The sequence below is a fragment of the Streptomyces sp. NPDC012637 genome (assembly GCF_042954805.1).
Taxonomy (GTDB): Bacteria; Actinomycetota; Actinomycetes; order Streptomycetales; family Streptomycetaceae; genus Streptomyces.
Window position 1 is genome coordinate 501,183 of record NZ_JBIBDS010000005.1, and the last position, 15,569, is coordinate 516,751.

Below are 15,569 nucleotides of genomic sequence, written 5' to 3' on the forward strand. Positions count from 1 at the left end.
GTGGGGGCGGCGGGCCCTTCGGCGTCCGCCAGGTGGGGGACGTCGGCGGCGGGCCGTCGGCGCGGCGCGTCCGCCGGGGCAAGCATCGGAGCATGACAGCGAAGGCACACCAGGCCCGGAGGTCGACGGGGGCCACCACCGTTCTGCTGACCCTGGCGGCGGGGCAGTTCCTGATGGCGCTCGACAGCTCCGTCATGAACGTGTCCATCGCGACGGTCGCCGAGGACGTGGGCACCACGGTGACCGGCATCCAGGGCGCCATTACGGCGTACACGCTGGTGATGGCGATGCTGATGATCCCCGGGGGCACCGTGGGGGCTCTGATCGGCCGCAAGCGCGCGTTCATGATCGGCTGCGTCGTGTACGGCTGCGGCTCGCTCACGACGGCGCTCGCCCCGAACCTGACGGTCCTGCTGATCGGCTGGTCGTTCCTGGAGGGGGTCGGCGCGGCGCTCATCATGCCCGCGATCGTGGCCCTGGTGGCGGGGAACTTCCCGACGGAACGGCGTCCGACCGCGTACGGCGTGGTGGCGGCGGCCGGGGCGGTCGCCATCGCGCTCGGACCGCTGATCGGCGGTCTCGCCACGACGTACTTCTCCTGGCGGTGGGTCTTCGCGGGCGAGGTGCTGCTGGTGCTCGTCATCCTCGTCTTCGCGCGGCGCATCGCCGACGCCCCGATCACGGAGCCGCCGCGCCTCGACGTGGTGGGCGCCTTCCTGTCCGCGGCCGGTCTCGGGGCCTTCGTCTACGGCGTCCTGCGGGCCGGTGAGTGGGGCTGGGTGCGGCCCAAGCCCGACGCGCCCTCCTGGCTCGGCGTCTCCCCGACGGTGTGGCTGGTGCTGGCCGGTCTGCTGCTGATCTGGTTCTTCCTGCGCTGGGAGGCCCGGCTCGCCCGCGGCGGCGGGGACCCGCTGGTGGACCCGCGGATGCTGAAGAACCGGCAGCTGACCGGCGGTCTGACGATGTTCTTCTTCCAGTACCTCGTGCAGATGGGCGTCTTCTTCCTCGTCCCGCTCTACCTCTCGGTCGCCCTCGGTCTGTCGGCGCTGTCGACCGGCGCCCACATCCTGCCGCTGTCGGTGACCCTGCTCGCGGCGGCGCTGCTGATCCCGCGCTTCTTCCCCGAGGTCTCCCCGCGCCGGGTGGTGCGGCTCGGTGTGTTCGCGCTGCTCGCGGGGGCGATCGTCCTGATGGCCGCCCTGGACGCGGACGCCGGGGCGGAGGTCGTCACCCTGCCGCTGCTGCTCATCGGGCTCGGCATGGGCGCGCTGGCGTCCCAGCTGGGATCGGTCACCGTCTCCGCCGTCCCCGACGAGGAGAGCGCCCAGGTCGGTGGCCTGCAGAACTCCGTCACCAACCTCGGCGCCTCCATCGGCACGGCGCTCGCCGGGTCGATCATGATCGCGGTGCTCACCTCGTCGTTCCTGACCAACATCGACCAGAACCCGGCCGTCCCCGCCGAGGTCAAGAGCCAGGCCTCCGTGGAGCTCCAGAGCGGCATCCCCTTCCTGTCGGACGCCCAGCTCACCGACGCCCTGGACGAGGCGGGCGTCTCCCCGGCGGTCACCGACGCCGCCCTCGACGCGAACGCGGCCGCCCGCCTCGACGGCCTGCGCGCCGCCCTCGCGATCCTCGCCTGCGCCTCCGTCGTGGCGCTGTTCTTCACGTCGCGGATCCCCAGGACACAGCCCGGCTCGGCGCGGCCGTGACGGCGGACCGCGTTCGGCTCCGGGACACCGGCCGCGGTCTGCGACACTGGTAGGACCATGCCCAAGCCCGGAGAACTCTGTGGGCGAGGGTGCGAAAAGGCCCCCTGACCTGCCCATTCGGTGCAGAGCAGGGGGCCGTTTCAGCTCACTGGGCCGTCTCTGGGCCGTCAGAGGCGCGAGGCGCCGGCAGAAACAGCCCGTCGACGGCCTTCCTGGTCCGCTCCTGGCTCGACGGCATGAGGTGCGCGTACACCCGCAGGGTCAGCGCCGGGTCGGCGTGGCCAAGGTACTGGCTGACGGCCTTGATGTTCTCGCCCGCGTCCAGGAGGAGCGACGCGTAGAAGTGCCGCAGGGCGTGCATCCCGTGCTCGCGCGCCGCCGCGTACGGCTTGCCCTTCTCCGGGACGGGGATCAGACCGGCCGCTGCGATGGCGGGCTTCCACTCCTGGATGTTGAAGTTGCTCCGCCAGACAACCCCGTTGGCCTGGTTGGTGAACAGGAGCCGCGCGGTTACCAGAGGGCCATCGGGCTTCCGCCAGGGCAGCGTGACCTCGACCGGCTTGCACGCGTCCATGTGCTCACGGAGGGAGTCAGCGACGTACGTAGGCAGCGGCACGTCACGCTCCTTGTCGCACTTCGGCGGCGCGAAGACTGCCTTGCCCCGGATGAGCTTCACCTGGCGGACCACGCGCAGCACCCCGACCTCAAAGTCCACGGCATCCTCGGCAAGCCCGACGATCTCACCCTGACGGAGGCCGCAACCCGCGCCCACGTCTGCCATCGCGCGGTACCGGGCGGGGAGGGCGGCGCGGACGGCCCGCACCTGCTCGGCACTCCACGGAACGACTCGCCGCGGCTCGCCCGCCGGCGGCCGTACGGACTTCACCGCGCATGGGTTCCGGGGCAACAGCCCGTCGTCCACGGCGGCCGAGAGCACCGACCGCACGTCGCTGTAGATGTTCCTGGCGTAGGAGTTGCTGATCGAGCTGGACTCCAGGGCGCCCAAGAGCTCCCGGATGTGCTGCGGCCGGAACGAGTCCAGGGGCCGGGAGCCGATCAGCGGGAAGGCGTGCAGCCTGAGCCGCCGCTCGATCTCGATCTGACTCGACAGCTCCGAGGTCTGGCCCTTGAGCCACTTGGCGGCGTAGCTCCGAAAGGTGATTCGGGCGGCACGCGGGTCGACGTATGTGCCCCGGGCCATGTCGGTCTCAATGTTGGAGAGCCATTTCTCGGCGAGGCGCTTCTGCTTGTCGGGGAAGCTCTTGGACTGCTCGGTGCCGTCGGGGCCGATGTAGCGGGCGCGGTAGCGGCTGCCCTTGCCGTAGCGATCGGTCTTGACGCGGCGAGACTTGCCGTCGGCGCCGGTCTCAGTCTTGTACCAGCGGTCTTGGACGTGGCCAGCCATGTGGGGCAGTGGTCCTTCCGTGCACGGGGAAGCCCGCGGCACTCGGAGGAGCGCCACGGGCTTGGGGCTGAGGAGCGGGGGTCAGGCGGCCGCGTCGAGGTCGCTCTGCTGGGTGACCCAGTTGCGGACGGCGGTGGGGTCGTAGCGGACGTGCCGGCCGACGCGGAATCCGGGCGGGCCGGTGCGCTGCTTGCGCCAGTGGTAGACGGTCTCAATCGGCACGGAGAACATCGCGGCGATGTCCTCGGGGGTGAGGTACCGGTCAGGGAGGCCGCCTCGGAGAACGGCTTGTGGGTCGGAGCTGGGCTTCACTCGGTGCCCTCCGAAGGTTCGAGCGACGGTTGGTGTGTGCTGCCAGCCGCGAGTGCCACGGGGCGGAGTGCGGGTGGCATCTGTCCGAGGTGGGGATTTCTGCGTCACGGCGTCATCAGCGTCATTTGGGCCGCTGACCTGTGGTTTTCGGTGACGCAGGGGGTGGCGGTCCGTGTCACCGGTGATGGTGCTGTCTGTCACGGGGTGACGCAGGTGACGAAGGGTGACGCAGAGATTCGGGTTCTGCGTCACCCTTGTTGATGCAGGTCAGGACCAGTTTTCGGGGCCGTAGTGACGCAGGTGACGCAGGGTCTTCCTACTTAGGAAAAAGAGGGGCCTGTGTCTGTTGTGGTGCGCGCCTTCGGGCGTGAATGTGGAGCCGCGGAGCGGCACGCCCTTTGGGCGGCGGCCAGCCGCCGAAGAGCAAGAGGAGCACCCGCGCGCGGGCCCGGGGTGCTCCTCTTGCCTGTCCAGTGAGCCGTACAGGGGCCAGAGGTGGGCCGCGGCACTTCCGTGGACGGCCAGGTTCCCAGTAGATATTGCGGTAGGTGTCACCCGGGCCTGCTCGTACTGTGGGCAGCATGATTGACCAAGACGTTGACGAGTTGGGCTGGGAACTCATCGGGTGGGACGGTGATGAGGTCGCGGCCCAGATCATCAGCCTCACGCGGGACGAGATCCTGAGGCTCAACACGCTCTTTCCGGAGCGTGGGGAGGATGAGCTCCTTGCCGCCGCCGTGTATCCGATCGGGCCGGAGAGCTACGCGGCCATGCGGGCCGCAGTCCCTAGGCTGGAGTTCAAGGCTGACCTTGATTACCAGCTCGGTGGATTCCGCCTGGCGTAGCTCGGGTGTCTTGGACGGTGTTTCTTGGCCCCGGGGTGACGGCTGCAAGTGGCCCCACCGAGTAACGGTTTAAGTTGGCCCCACCAGGCGGTCAGCGCTGTGAGTGGTAGGAGACTTGGTGAAGGCTGTCGGCGATTTCATCCCCCTGCTCGGGGCTCCCGTTCGGCATGACGAGGGGCATCTGATCAGGGAGATCGCTTTGTCTTGGTCGGTCACCTTGCCTGAGGACTTCATCGCGATCGCCGGCGCGTACGGCGACGCGGTCGTCTCGGACTACATCTATTTCTGCGGGGCCAGGACGTTGCGCAGGTACGCCGACGGGATGGGCCGGCAGCTGGAAGCATCCCGGACGGTTCCCCACGTGGTCCTGCCGACCCCGGGCGGGGCGCTGGTCTGGGGGAACACGATTGAAGGCGACCAGCTGTTCCTCGTTCCCCGTGAGGGTGGGACCTGGACGGTCTCGGCGTTTCGCCGCGGCTGGGCGGACTGGCACGACACCGACCTCGGCTTCAGCGACTGGTTCCACCTCGCGTTGACCGGCGGGACGGCCACCGACTGGCTGCCGGAGTGGGAGCCGCTCCCGCACCCCCTTGAGCTCAACAACGGGTGACGGAACGCTGGTACTGGCCGTAGGAAACCAATCCCTTCCTTCTCGACACTGCTCAGGGCCGTCACCTGAACGGCCCAAAAGTGGGGCCAAGCGAAACCGTTCTGGTGGGGCCAAAAATCACCGGCGCAGACACTCGGGTTAAGGGGGCGACCCCTAAAGCAGTTCCTGCTGTTCATCCTGCCGGGGCTTAAGGCGGGTCATCTCGATGTAGCGGGCGGTGCGGGTGCGGCCCCAGTCGACCAGGACGCCGCGGGCGGCCAGGACGGGCTGGAGGCGCTTGAGGCGGTCGGAGAGGACCTTGCCGGTGGTGGGCCAGCCCTTGGGCAGGGGGCGGAACTCTCCCTCGCCGGTGTAGAGCTGGGTGAGGCCGTGCAGCCACTCGGCCGAGGTCATCCGGACCTCGGTGCCGGGCTCGATCTCGGCGGCGCGCTTGAGGACGGTCTGGGCGAGGAGGTCGCCCTCGATGACGTCGTCGTTGAGGTCGTCCAGGCTGGCCCGGTAGGCGTCCAGGGCCCCGAAGTTGCGGGCGGTGTCGAGCTGCGCGCACAGGTGGGCGAAGTCGGCCATGCGCAGGTCGGTGGGAATGTCGGCCTGGGTGGCGCGGACCTCGACGGCCAGGTCGAGCACGGACCCGAGGATCACGGGCAGGTCGCGGGCGAACTCCGTCCACAGCTCCGCCTCGGTCCGCCGCACCCGGGGGCGTTCCAGGCGGAGCGGGAGGAGGCGTTCGGCGAGGTCGGGGCGGATGACGCCGACGTCGATGCCGGTGAGCAGCATCGGCCGGCGGTAGCGGGCGCGGACGACGTCGCCGTCGGTGAACAGGGCGCGCTTGATGTTCTCGGCGCCGGTGACGATGCAGCACATCAGGTCGGAGAGGTCCGGGCCGAGGTGGGAGAGGTTGTCCAGGCCGGTGACCCATCCGGCGGCGACGGCGGTGATCAGGTTCTCCTCGTCCTTCGGGGCCCGGCGCAGGTCGCCGCTCATGCCCTCGATGATCCGCACGAGCATCTTGCCGGCGGTCGACTTGCCCGCGCCCTGCGGGCCGGTGAGGAACGGTGCGGGGACGGGGACGTCGGGGCCGAGGCAGCCGACCAGCCACGCGAGGGCCAGGCTCTCGGCGCGAGCGTCGCTGAAGTTGCACAGCCGCATCAGCAGGTCGATGCCCTTGCCGTCGGTGTCCTTGACCGGCAGCGGGAGCTCCCCGGTGAGCTGGGTCCGGCGCCAGCACACCTCGCGCGGGTCGGGGATGCGGATGTCCCAGCCGGTGGGGTGGATGCGAACGGACTTACCGTCGTCGCGGCCGAGGTCGAGCCAGGTTGCTCCGTCGAAGCCGGGGGCGACGCGGATGTGGACGGGCTGGACGTCCTCGGTCAGCGCGAGTGCTTCGATCAAGTCGAGTGCCTCCTTCAAGGCGGTTCCGTTGAAGACGCCGAACCCGTCGCGGAACAGGCCGACCATGAGTTCCTGGCGGTGGCTGCCGGTCGTTCCCTGCGAGCGGATCGGCCGCGCGACGGGGTGGCCGTTGCGCTGGGCGTAGACGGTGCCGTCGATGGTGCGGAAGTACCGGAAGTGGCTCTGCGCGTAGTCGGTGATGACCTCGCGGGCCGGGTTCTTCTCGTCCTCGGCCACGGTCACATCCCCAAAGCCGTGCGGGCGTTGGCCCACGCGTCCACGCAGTGCCGCGGCGACTCTCCCTTGGCCTGCGCGGCGGAGAACAGGCGGGCGACGTGCGCGTCGGTCAGGCAGCCGCACCGGCCGTGGGCGGACAGCACCGCGAGGAACGTCCGGTAGACGGTGCTGTGGATCGCACTGTCCGCGTCGGTGATGCGCTGCTCGGCCATGGCGATGCCCCGCTCCAGGAAGACGGGCGAGCGGTGCGGGCACTGCCCGCCACCGGCTGGCGCGGGCACCGTGACGGTGATCGGCCTGACCGTGGACGGCTTCTTGTCGACCAGGGCCCGGACAGCCGCGGGAAGGGGAGCGAGGGTGCCGGTGCCGGGGCCGAGCCAGCGGGCGTAGGACATGGACGACTTGATGTCCACGCCTGTCCGCACGCCGTTGGCGGACTGCATCGCCCCCTGGTAGATCCAGTGCTCGCCCCGCGTCGTGGCCACAGTGCGCGTCTGGGGCAGGGTGGCGCGGGCCCACGCGATCGCGTCGGCGTCGTCCAGGTCGACCACGGTCACCCCGGCGGCGCCCGGGTGGTAGGCGACGGCCCCGGCGCGGCGCCATGCGGCCGTCCAGGGGGCGGAGGACAGCACGTTGAGGTCGGTGGTGGCGGCTGCCCATCCGTGGCACGGACGGGGGCACAGGCACGGCCCGGGAGTCTTCATGTTCGGCCGCCCGCCGCAGCGGTTGTCCCGGCAGTCGGGGCAGTTACCGAACGGGCGCTTGTCGGCGCTCAGCGGCAGGACGGGCAGGCCGCATGCAGCGAGGTTGAGCGCGCTGTCTCGCCGGATCAGTAGGGGATGGGTCATGCTGGGTGTCTCCAGTTCTCTGATCGGTGCTGGAACGAGGGCGGCCCCAGACTTTGGCGAGGCGGGGGCTGCCCTTTCGGGTGTCAGGAGGCGGATGGGCGGGGGCGGTGGGCTACGGGGGTGGTCTTGGTGCTGGGGCGGCTGCCGCTCTCGTCGTTCCAGCGGCCGGGGCCGTTGCCGGGGCGCTGGACGGGGCTGGTGTTCGAGGGCTTGCCGGGCATGGAGGCTCCTCAGAGTTGGAGATGCTTCGGCGCCGCGACGGCGCCTCGGCTGCGTTGAGTAGTCGGTTGCCTGAGGCAGGGAGGGAAGCAGGGGCCCGCCGATCTGCCCTGTGGAGGGGGTTTCGGGGCGCTGAGCTGGGGTGCTTCCCTGCCTCCCTGGAGGGGTGTCTGTGCTGGTCAGTGTCAGGGAGGTGGTTCAGGGAGGCGGTTAGGGAGTTCTCCCTGCCTCCCTGACGCCTCCCTGTCACCAGTCGGCGTTGTCGGAGTCCTCGGTGTCACGCTGTGCGAGCGCGTTGGCGACGCGAAGGCTGTCGACGACCATGCGGCCGTCGGACTTGCGGGGCGCCGCGTCGGCCGCTTCGAGGACCTGGCGCAGGTCGGCGAACGTCCACTCGCGGTACTCGCCCGGGTTCTTCTGGGCGAGCCGCTGAAGGACTTCCTGCGTGAGCATCCGGGGCTTGTCGCCGAGCACGTTGGCGATGTCGGCGAGCGGGTCGATAACGGTGGCCGGCTGCTCGACGGCGGTCAGGGTGGTGACGCCCTCGCGCATGGCCTTCGCCCGCTCCGCGATGGCGGCGGCGGTGTCGGTGTCGATGTAGTGGGTCCGCACGGTGATGGACGCCTGGCCGGCGGGAATCTGGATGCCGTCGGAGGCGACGACGACGGTGCCCTTGTCGAGGCCCTGGCGGAGCAGGTGCGGGGCGGCGCCGCCGTCGACGGCCTTGTCCCCGAGGGCCATGCGGGCCTGCGACTCGGTGCCCAGCGCGAGGGAGATGCGGGTGTGGGCGCCCTCGCGGACGAGCTTGGGCAGGTTCTGGTCGGTCGGGTCCTGCGTGCCCTCCCACAGCAGCACGTCCACAGCCCTGCCCTGGTTGTGAATCTTCCGTGCGGCCATGAAGTACCGGGACGTGGCCTTCGACCCGCCGTAGGGGCGCTTGTTGTCGTCGACGGCCGGGCACATGAACGCGACCTGTGCCTCATCCACGATGCCGATCAGCGGGTCGAACGTGGTGCCGGGCGGGGCTTGGATGCGGCGCTCCATCTCCTCCACCAGGCCTTCGACCATCTCGGTGGCGTCGATGACGTGGTCATCGGTCGGGCCCTGGATGAGGACGGTGGCCAGGCCGTCGAACATGCCCCAGTCGCCCACGCCCTTGAGGTCGGCGATGCGGAACTCCACGGTCTTGTCGAGCGCGAGCCACAGGGCGAGCGCGCGCAGGGCGGCGGTCTTGCCCTGGTTCGACAGACCGGTGATCAGCAGCATCCGCTGGAACAGGCTGAGCCTGGCGGCGTCGCCGCGCAGGTCCTGGCCCCACGGGGCTTTTCCGGTCTTGTAGTTGGCGGTCAGGGTCTCGTCGGTGACCAGCGGGGACGGGCCGATCGGCTCGTCCAGTGCGCCGGAGTCCGCGATCCACACAGCCGCACGGTGCGGGCGGCGGTGGGGATGGTGATGAACACTTCGTGCTCGTGGCGGGAGAGGTTCTCGGCGAGTTTGCGGCGCCGGTTTTGCACCTCCAGGGTGGAGACCCCGGACGGGAGCGTGACGTCGACCTCGACGCCGCATCCGGCGATCCGGATCGGGCCGAGCATCGCCGCGCCGGCGTCGCCCATTTCCTTGATGGCCCGCGCGAGCGGAGCCACACCCAGGTCGCGGAGCGCGGTGACCACGATGGACGGGGTGATCGGTGCCCCGGCATCGTCACCGCCCTTGCCGGTCGGCAGGGCCCACTGCGGGGCGGCGCCGCGCTTGCGGCCGACCGCCCACACGCCCGCCAGGGCGAGCCACGGCCCGATCACCATCGCCGGGCCCCACACGACCTGGACGATGACGACGAGCAGGCTGATGAGCTTGATGACGGCCATGAGCGGGGTGACCACGTCGGCGATCTCGCCGTTGGCGATGGCCAGGGCGATACCGATCAGGATCAGCGCTCCTATGCTCCCGCCGACGCCGAACGCTGCGCCCTTCACGATCCGTTCGGGGGCGGTGATCAGGTCCATGCGGCGCTTGTGCCGCTCCGAGCGGAAGCGGTGCAGCCGCTCCTCCCACTCCCCGGCCGCCTGATAGTTCCCCGCGGCTTCCGCCGCACGCAGCAGGCGTTCGTAGCGGGCGCCGGTACGGCCGTCCCACGCGCGGCGGACCACAATCCGGGTCCCGCCCAGGACGTAGGAGGTGTGCCGGACGGCCACGCGGCCGGCGGTCTTCGTGCGCTCGTGGCGGGCCGCCCTGGCGACCGCGCGGCCGGTGCGCCTCCACACCCGCACCGGCCGGGCCGGATCCGGCTCCGGCACGACCGTGAGCGGGACGGTCGGCTCCACGGCCTGTTCGGGGACGGGCTTGAACAGAGGGACGACGTTCTCAGTCATGCTGGTCTCCTGCTGCTGCTCGAAAGAGTGGAGGGCAGGGCCCGGGGCGGCCGGTGATGCTTGGCGGCTGTCGGCCGCCCCGGGGCACCGCTACTTGGCGTTCTTCTGCTCGCGCTTGTTCGCGCGGTCGAGGATGCGGTCGACGTTGCGCTCCAGGTCGGAGCGGTCGGCGTTCTCGCCGGCCAGGCAGCGCTTGGCCATGCGGGCGACGTTCCACGCGACACGGGCGTGCTCGCCGACGGTGAGCTTGGGGTAGTTCGGGTCCGGCTGCTCGTTCTTCTTGCTGGCCACGACAGGTCCCTTCCGGGGCCGGGGCTGTCCCGACTCCCCGCCCGCCCCCGGCCGTGAGGCGGGGGCGGACAGGCAGGCGTCAGTCGACCTGGCGGATCTCGTGGCCGTGGCACAGAACGGGGCCGATGAGCAGGCTGATTCCGGCGACGGTCCACCGGCCGCCGGTGAGCGGCCCTGGGGGAACTTCGTCGACGATCCGCCCCGTGCGGCCCACGGCCCTCGGGTCGTCCTCGCACGCCACGATCAGCACCTTGTCTCCGGCGGTGAACACGTCATTTCCCCTTCCGGCGGACACGGCTGAGGGTCTTCGCGGCGGCCTGCCCTTCCTTGCCGCCGACGCTGCGGACGACGGTGACCACGCCCCATGACAGGACGGCGGCGAGGAACGCGAGCAGGGCCAGGCTCGCGGCGATCGCGGTCAGCGCTCCGACCAGCAGCGGGCCGAAGTAGACCCCGGCGGCGACCGCGCCCGCGCCGATGCCGGAGCCGAGCGCGATCCGCTGGACCGTGCGGTCGGGCGGGGCCTGGTGGATGTGCTGATGGACCACCTGTGTCGGCTGGAACGTCGCGGGAAGCTGGTCGGCGTAGGTGTAGGTGCCGTCCGGGAGCTGTACAACCCGGACCGGCTCGGGCAGGGATTCCATGGGTTCTCCCTGGTAGGTGGCCGCTACAGTCGCGGCATGGGGGTTATAGAGATCGAGGTGGACCCGCTGCCGTGCAAGGCCTGCGGGCGGCTACTCGAACAGCGCCGGTGGTGGACACCGAGACGCTTCTGCGGCAACTGGCACCGGTTGAAGTACCGCGTCCGCCAGTTCTTCGGGTGCGTCCTGAGTGTGCTGCTGAGCTAGCCGCACACAGCGCTCAGGCCGTGCTCGGGGTAGGCGCACGGGGTACACATGCCGAGCGAGGGCGGGATCCGGTAGCCCGCGTCCCGGCCGCACTCCGGGCACACCCGGCGGGCGGCGTTCGCCCGTTCCAGAGCGGCCCGCTTCGCCGGGGTCATCGGGCGGACCGGCTTGGCCAGGTCGATGCGGTACAGGTACGCGACCAGCGGGCCACGGCTACGGCAGGGCCGTTCGAGCTGGGCGACGACGTCCTGACCGCCCGGGCGCAGACCGCGTGCCCGGAGCTGCCGGAACGTCGCCAGCCCCTCGGGGGCGAGGCGCCAGGGGTAGACCGGGATGCCGCTCACGCCGCCCTCTCAGCCTTGAGGGTGTCGCGCAGCCACCGGCCGCTCGCCGGTGAGGTGCGCAGTTCCTTGCGGATCCGGTCGGCTGTCAGGTGCTCGATAGGCCACGACTCGGTGAACTGCCGGGCCTCAGCCAGCAACTCGCCCTTCGAGCGGCGCGGCTGAGTCGACTTGGCTGCCTCCGGAACCCGGCGGGTCACCGTCTTACGGGGCGGCTGATCGAGCCCCAGCGTCTGGAGCACCCGGCGCCGGGCAGCCTCCTCGCCGTCCTCCGGGTTGGGCGGGGTGGACTCTTCAGGCTCGAACAGGTCGTCCTGCCCACGGTCGGCCGGGCCGGACTCCAGGGCCGGAACGGCCTGTTCAGAGGTAGACCGTTCCATGCTGGTCTGGGTCGATTCATCCGCATTCGCGGGGTGGATCGGTCGGGTGGACCGATTTACCTCCAGCTCGACCGTCACCGGCCCCGGCTCGTCGACCGATCCGGCCTTAGACGCCGGTGCGGTCGGGGCGGGCGCGATGGCGTACATGGCGGCGAGGGCGGCGTTCGCGCCGTCGGTGAGCTGGGTGCGCTGGACGTCGAGCAGCCGCTCTCCCAGGGCAAGGTCACCGGAACCGACCCGCTTGGCGAGCTTCCACGACGTGAGGTCCGACTTCCGCCGGACCTTCTCATCGGGATGGTTCGCGGCCCGCGCCCGGTGATAGGCCAGAGCCTGGACGACCTCGGCGGCCCTGCGCTCTGCTTCGGCGTCCCGGCCGTCGCGGTAGACCACGATCCGCCGCGCGAGGAACGCCGCACCCTCGGCGGACGCGGTCATGCCCAGCGGGGTGAGGGCGTAGATGACCATCTCACCCGGTGTCTTGGCGGCCATGGCCGACATGGCGGACGCGGCGGCCGGAAGCGCCCACAGCCCCACCCGGATCACCACCGGGGCGGACTGCCCCAGCAGCGTCAGGCCGAGCAGCACGACCGCCAGAACGGCCGTGGCTCCCTCACCGGCCGCGACCGCACCGACGGCGGTGCCCGAGCCGTACGCGGCCTTGATGTTGGTGTAGGTGCCGTAGGCGCCGGCGCCGCCGGTGGCGAGCATCGGCACGAACGCCAGACCCAGCACGATCTTCTGAATCCCGCTGAGCGGCTTTCCGGCGACGTTCATCCCTGCCCCTCCCGCTCCTCGAAGTCGAACGGGGTGTAGGTGACGGGCCAGTCGGCCAGCCGGCGGCGGATGATGTCCGCCGTGTCGTCGAGCGGACCCGGGTGAGCGAGGACCGCACCGAGGACGGCGCGCAGGTCCGCCGTGCGGTGTTCGAGCAGCCGATGGTGCGCCCGCTCGTCGGTCAGGGCGTTGGACGGCAGGGGCACGTCCAGCACCTCCACGATCGCGGCGACCAGGTCCATGACCGCGTCGATGGATTCGATCCGCTCGCTCACCGGTCGCCCTCCTCGCTGTTGCGGGCCAGGTAGAGCAGCCGGGCGACGGCGATCACGCCGAGACCGGCGATGATCCCGGCGTAGTGGATGTCCCGGCGGCCGATAACCAGCCCCAGGACCTCCACGGCAACGCACAGGGCGAGCAGGCTCCAGAAGGTCAGGCGGTTCACGCGGCACCGCCCGCCTGCACCAGGCCGGCGCGGTTCGTGAGGTTCCGGCGCTCGGCCATGACCCGGTTGCGTGCCCGGCGGATGCGCCGCTCGTTCAGCACCGTGGCCGGACGGTCAAGGGTCATGATCTGCGCGTCGAGCAGGTCGACCTCCGCAAGGATCAGCGGCATCTCCTGCTCGATCGCGTCCAGCTCCGCGTCCGACGGCTCACCGTCGTACGCCACGGCCGTAACGGCCGTCTGAAGTGCAGCGATGGACTTCATTGGGTGTGTTCCTCTCATACAGGAACGGCCCGAACGAGGTCCCGGAGTTGCACCTCCGGGACCTCTTGCCGTTGGAACCATCCGGCTCCCCTCGGCCCCGCCCGTACGGCACCCACGAAAGGGGCCGGACGGGCGGAGGAGGCAACCGACCGCAGCCAACGGCTGCGGACCTGGGTGACGTATGGGGCTCGCGATCTCTGCCCTTGTCTCACCGCACGCATGAATCGCTTGTCCGCCCTGCAAGGGCGGCTTGGGAGAAGGTGCTTGCTGCTCGCGCGGCAGGGCCTGCGGCTTGTCGCAGATGCCTGTGTGTGCCCTCTGTTCAGTTCTCAACCGTGACTGGCGCTTCCATCGAGCCGACCCGCCTATGCGGAGCCCTCCGGGCGTCGATGCGAATGGCAAGGGAGGGTTAACACCCAAGCCATTCGCGAACCTCTCCTGTTAAGGGGGGGTTGCCACATAGCTTGGACGGGACTGGCGGCTAGTGTCAAGCCCCCCTTAACATGGGGTCGAGGAAGTACCCCCCTGAGCCGATACGCGAGGCGAGAGACATTGATCGAGGAAGTCCGACGGGTCTCGGCGATGCAGGATCACGCCCTGCGCGTCAAGGCTGCTGTTGACCTGATGACGGAGCTGCAAGCCGCCGTCGTCGAGACGTCGCGGATGCGGAAGGAGAGCATCGCGTGGCTGCGGAAAAACGGTCATTCGATGGCCGACGTGGCCAAGCTCATGGGCGTGAGCCGTGCTCGCGTCGCTCAGCTTCGTGACGCCGGCCCGCCGCCGGAGAGGGCGTTCCTGGGCACCCAGCTTGTACAGGTCGTGGTGCCTCTCCGACCCGGGGAGCGGGAGTACGTGGCCGTGGAAGACAGCTCGACCGGACAGCGGTTGCTCGCGCTCGCTCAGAGTCTCCAGCTCGAAGGGGAGCTCGGGTACATCCCGGTGACGGGAGAGCTCGACCTCAACTGTGACGACCTTGTGGTGGTGTGTGGGCCGAAGACCTCTCCGGAGGTCGCCGCCGCACTCGCCCGGGACCCGCGGCTCTCGTTCGAGACCCAGTCCAACGGGCGGTGGGCTCTCACGGAGCGGGAGAGCGGCAAGGTCTACACGTCGCCGAGCGACGACCCACAGGACCCGGCGCCGGCGGACGTGGCCTACCTCGGCAGGCTCCCGCGCCCGGACGGGCAGGGGACGTTCATCCTGATCGCGGGAGTCCACGCGGTCGGGTCGCTCGGTGTGGCGCACTTCCTGACCGAGAACCTTGCGTCCCTCTACGAGGAAGCGGGCACCGAGCCCTTCTCCATGGTCGTGGCCTGCGACTACGCCCCGGGCGACAAGTCGGTGACGGCGAGTCGATCGGCGAGTGGTGTACTGCGTCATGAGGCCGCCTGACGTGGATGTCTCGGCGTTCAGCAGCGCGTGCCCAGGGCGGACCAACGAGGACTTCGCGGCCTGGAGTGACCGCGTGGCCGTCGTCGTGGACGGCGCGGGCATGCCCGACGCGCTGCGGGCGCCGTGCCTCCATGGCGTCTCATGGTTCGCCGAGACGCTGGGTACGGCACTGTGCTCCGCGGCTGGCGGGGGCGGGTCGCTTCGGTCCGCCCTCGCCTCTGCGATTGAGCACACGACGCACGCGCACCGCGATACGTGCGCCGTCGATGATCCGCTGTCTCCGTCGGCGACGCTCGCCGTGCTCCGGCAACATGGCGACACCCTGCAGTGGCTTGTCCTGGGTGACTGCACGCTCGTCCTGGAGCGCGGAGGGGCGGTGGAAGCGATCTCGGACACACGTCTCTCGGCGGTGGCCCGAAGCGAGCGGACCGCCATGAAGAGCGCGCCCCCCGGCTCCGCCGAGCGTCGGCGCCTGCACGCGCTGCTCGTGCGGGCGGAACGCACCTGCCGGAATCGCCCCGGCGGCTACTGGGTGGCGGCCTCGGAGCCGCACGCCGCCGATGCGGCGCTGTACGGCTCCTACCCCTCTCGCGATGTGGCTCGGGCAGCGCTCATGACTGACGGAGCCGCCCGCCTCGTCACCCCCTTCGCCCTCGCCGACTGGTCAGCGTGCCTTGGCATCCTTGAGGATCAAGGGCCCGAGTCGCTGATCGACCAGGTTCGTGACGCGGAGCTCACTGACAACAGGCTGACCCGTTGGCCGCGCAGCAAGCTCCATGACGATGCCACCGTGGTCTACGTCCGCCCGTAGCGGGGGAGTGGGGCCTGGCGGGCCCCGACTCTGGGCCGTCTCTGGGCCGTCTGGGGGCCGCCAGTGGTCACCAACGGCCAC

The 15,569-nt window shown here is 70.4% G+C and carries 19 protein-coding genes and 1 pseudogene; 6 read left to right on the forward strand and 14 right to left on the reverse strand.

Annotation, left to right across the window (positions count from 1 at the left end):
• Nucleotides 1-92 precede the first annotated feature (92 nt).
• Nucleotides 93-1,709 (forward strand): MFS transporter, encoded by a 1,617-nt coding sequence (locus ACFY8W_RS22615; RefSeq protein WP_391107958.1) that lies wholly within the window; start codon nt 93-95, stop codon nt 1,707-1,709.
• Between the two features lie 145 nt (nt 1,710-1,854).
• On the opposite strand, the gene ACFY8W_RS22620 is transcribed toward ACFY8W_RS22615, so the two are convergent.
• Both ACFY8W_RS22620 and ACFY8W_RS22625 read right to left on the reverse strand, forming a co-directional pair.
• The gene (locus tag ACFY8W_RS22620) at nt 1,855-3,114 is read right to left on the reverse strand and encodes a tyrosine-type recombinase/integrase (protein ID WP_391107961.1); all 1,260 of its coding nucleotides are present in this window, start codon (nt 3,112-3,114) and stop codon (nt 1,855-1,857) included.
• Nucleotides 3,115-3,195: 81 nt separating this feature from the next.
• A complete protein-coding gene (locus ACFY8W_RS22625; RefSeq protein WP_391107963.1) occupies nt 3,196-3,426 on the reverse strand; it encodes a helix-turn-helix domain-containing protein in 231 nt (76 codons plus the stop codon).
• A 581-nt stretch (nt 3,427-4,007) separates the two neighbouring features.
• Here ACFY8W_RS22625 and ACFY8W_RS22630 point away from each other — a divergent pair.
• Nucleotides 4,008-4,271, forward strand: coding sequence for a hypothetical protein (locus ACFY8W_RS22630; RefSeq protein WP_391107966.1), 264 nt, complete (start codon nt 4,008-4,010; stop codon nt 4,269-4,271).
• 118 nt (nt 4,272-4,389) lie between these two features.
• Nucleotides 4,390-4,881, forward strand: coding sequence for a hypothetical protein (locus ACFY8W_RS22635; RefSeq protein WP_391107969.1), 492 nt, complete (start codon nt 4,390-4,392; stop codon nt 4,879-4,881).
• Nucleotides 4,882-5,034: 153 nt separating this feature from the next.
• Here the strand turns inward: ACFY8W_RS22635 and ACFY8W_RS22640 are convergent, their stop codons facing one another.
• The 7 genes and pseudogenes from ACFY8W_RS22640 to ACFY8W_RS22670 all read right to left on the reverse strand — a co-directional run bounded on the left by ACFY8W_RS22640 (nt 5,035) and on the right by ACFY8W_RS22670 (nt 10,881).
• A complete protein-coding gene (locus tag ACFY8W_RS22640; protein WP_391107972.1) occupies nt 5,035-6,510 on the reverse strand; it encodes an ATP-binding protein in 1,476 nt (491 codons plus the stop codon).
• Between the two features lie 2 nt (nt 6,511-6,512).
• A complete protein-coding gene (locus tag ACFY8W_RS22645; protein WP_391107975.1) occupies nt 6,513-7,358 on the reverse strand; it encodes a bifunctional DNA primase/polymerase in 846 nt (281 codons plus the stop codon).
• A gap of 83 nt (nt 7,359-7,441) precedes the next feature.
• Nucleotides 7,442-7,579 (reverse strand): hypothetical protein, encoded by a 138-nt coding sequence (locus ACFY8W_RS22650; RefSeq protein WP_391107978.1) that lies wholly within the window; start codon nt 7,577-7,579, stop codon nt 7,442-7,444.
• Between the two features lie 244 nt (nt 7,580-7,823).
• A pseudogene (locus ACFY8W_RS22655) lies at nt 7,824-9,946 on the reverse strand (ATP-binding protein).
• Nucleotides 9,947-10,036: 90 nt separating this feature from the next.
• Nucleotides 10,037-10,237 (reverse strand): DUF6257 family protein, encoded by a 201-nt coding sequence (locus ACFY8W_RS22660; protein ID WP_391107981.1) that lies wholly within the window; start codon nt 10,235-10,237, stop codon nt 10,037-10,039.
• Nucleotides 10,238-10,316: 79 nt separating this feature from the next.
• Nucleotides 10,317-10,508, reverse strand: a complete 192-nt coding sequence (locus ACFY8W_RS22665) for a hypothetical protein (protein WP_391107984.1) — start codon at nt 10,506-10,508, stop codon at nt 10,317-10,319.
• A gap of 1 nt (nt 10,509) precedes the next feature.
• Nucleotides 10,510-10,881 carry a DUF6251 family protein gene (locus tag ACFY8W_RS22670; protein ID WP_391107987.1) on the reverse strand — a complete coding sequence of 124 codons (372 nt, stop codon included), beginning with the start codon at nt 10,879-10,881 and terminating at the stop codon, nt 10,510-10,512.
• A gap of 36 nt (nt 10,882-10,917) precedes the next feature.
• Between ACFY8W_RS22670 and ACFY8W_RS22675 the strand changes: the two genes are divergently transcribed.
• Nucleotides 10,918-11,085, forward strand: a complete 168-nt coding sequence (locus ACFY8W_RS22675) for a hypothetical protein (protein WP_391107990.1) — start codon at nt 10,918-10,920, stop codon at nt 11,083-11,085.
• Here ACFY8W_RS22675 and ACFY8W_RS22680 read toward each other — a convergent pair.
• The 5 genes from ACFY8W_RS22680 to ACFY8W_RS22700 are packed head-to-tail and all read right to left on the reverse strand — an operon-like array spanning nt 11,082 to nt 13,288.
• Nucleotides 11,082-11,429 (reverse strand): RRQRL motif-containing zinc-binding protein, encoded by a 348-nt coding sequence (locus tag ACFY8W_RS22680; protein ID WP_391107993.1) that lies wholly within the window; start codon nt 11,427-11,429, stop codon nt 11,082-11,084. The genes ACFY8W_RS22675 and ACFY8W_RS22680 overlap by 4 nt on opposite strands.
• On the reverse strand, nt 11,426-12,580 hold the full coding sequence (locus ACFY8W_RS22685) for a conjugal transfer protein (protein ID WP_391107996.1): 1,155 nt from the start codon (nt 12,578-12,580) through the stop codon (nt 11,426-11,428). Before ACFY8W_RS22685 ends, ACFY8W_RS22680 begins: the two co-directional genes overlap by 4 nt.
• Nucleotides 12,577-12,855 carry a hypothetical protein gene (locus tag ACFY8W_RS22690; RefSeq protein ID WP_391107999.1) on the reverse strand — a complete coding sequence of 93 codons (279 nt, stop codon included), beginning with the start codon at nt 12,853-12,855 and terminating at the stop codon, nt 12,577-12,579. Before ACFY8W_RS22690 ends, ACFY8W_RS22685 begins: the two co-directional genes overlap by 4 nt.
• Nucleotides 12,852-13,025: a hypothetical protein gene (locus tag ACFY8W_RS22695; RefSeq protein WP_391108002.1), complete on the reverse strand. Its 174-nt coding sequence runs from the start codon at nt 13,023-13,025 to the stop codon at nt 12,852-12,854. The genes ACFY8W_RS22690 and ACFY8W_RS22695 overlap by 4 nt, the downstream gene beginning before the upstream one ends.
• The gene (locus ACFY8W_RS22700) at nt 13,022-13,288 is read right to left on the reverse strand and encodes a DUF6284 family protein (protein WP_391108005.1); all 267 of its coding nucleotides are present in this window, start codon (nt 13,286-13,288) and stop codon (nt 13,022-13,024) included. Before ACFY8W_RS22700 ends, ACFY8W_RS22695 begins: the two co-directional genes overlap by 4 nt.
• Before the next feature lie 552 nt (nt 13,289-13,840).
• On the opposite strand from ACFY8W_RS22700, the gene ACFY8W_RS22705 reads away from it, so the two are divergent.
• Complete coding sequence (locus ACFY8W_RS22705) at nt 13,841-14,677, forward strand: sigma-70 family RNA polymerase sigma factor (RefSeq protein WP_391108008.1); 837 nt, start codon at nt 13,841-13,843, stop codon at nt 14,675-14,677.
• A complete protein-coding gene (locus tag ACFY8W_RS22710) occupies nt 14,664-15,488 on the forward strand; it encodes a protein phosphatase 2C domain-containing protein (RefSeq protein WP_391108011.1) in 825 nt (274 codons plus the stop codon). Before ACFY8W_RS22705 ends, ACFY8W_RS22710 begins: the two co-directional genes overlap by 14 nt.
• Nucleotides 15,489-15,569 lie beyond the last annotated feature (81 nt).

Coding starts and splice junctions, on each gene's coding strand:
- ACFY8W_RS22645 (WP_391107975.1), bottom strand. CDS start 7,358: ATGACCCATCCCCTACTGATCCGGCGAGACAGCGCGCTCAACCTCGCT.
- ACFY8W_RS22650 (WP_391107978.1), bottom strand. CDS start 7,579: ATGCCCGGCAAGCCCTCGAACACCAGCCCCGTCCAGCGCCCCGGCAAC.
- ACFY8W_RS22630 (WP_391107966.1), top strand. CDS start 4,008: ATGATTGACCAAGACGTTGACGAGTTGGGCTGGGAACTCATCGGGTGG.
- ACFY8W_RS22620 (WP_391107961.1), bottom strand. CDS start 3,114: ATGGCTGGCCACGTCCAAGACCGCTGGTACAAGACTGAGACCGGCGCC.
- ACFY8W_RS22675 (WP_391107990.1), top strand. CDS start 10,918: ATGGGGGTTATAGAGATCGAGGTGGACCCGCTGCCGTGCAAGGCCTGC.
- ACFY8W_RS22710 (WP_391108011.1), top strand. CDS start 14,664: ATGAGGCCGCCTGACGTGGATGTCTCGGCGTTCAGCAGCGCGTGCCCA.
- ACFY8W_RS22670 (WP_391107987.1), bottom strand. CDS start 10,881: ATGGAATCCCTGCCCGAGCCGGTCCGGGTTGTACAGCTCCCGGACGGC.
- ACFY8W_RS22685 (WP_391107996.1), bottom strand. CDS start 12,580: ATGAACGTCGCCGGAAAGCCGCTCAGCGGGATTCAGAAGATCGTGCTG.
- ACFY8W_RS22700 (WP_391108005.1), bottom strand. CDS start 13,288: ATGAAGTCCATCGCTGCACTTCAGACGGCCGTTACGGCCGTGGCGTAC.
- ACFY8W_RS22615 (WP_391107958.1), top strand. CDS start 93: ATGACAGCGAAGGCACACCAGGCCCGGAGGTCGACGGGGGCCACCACC.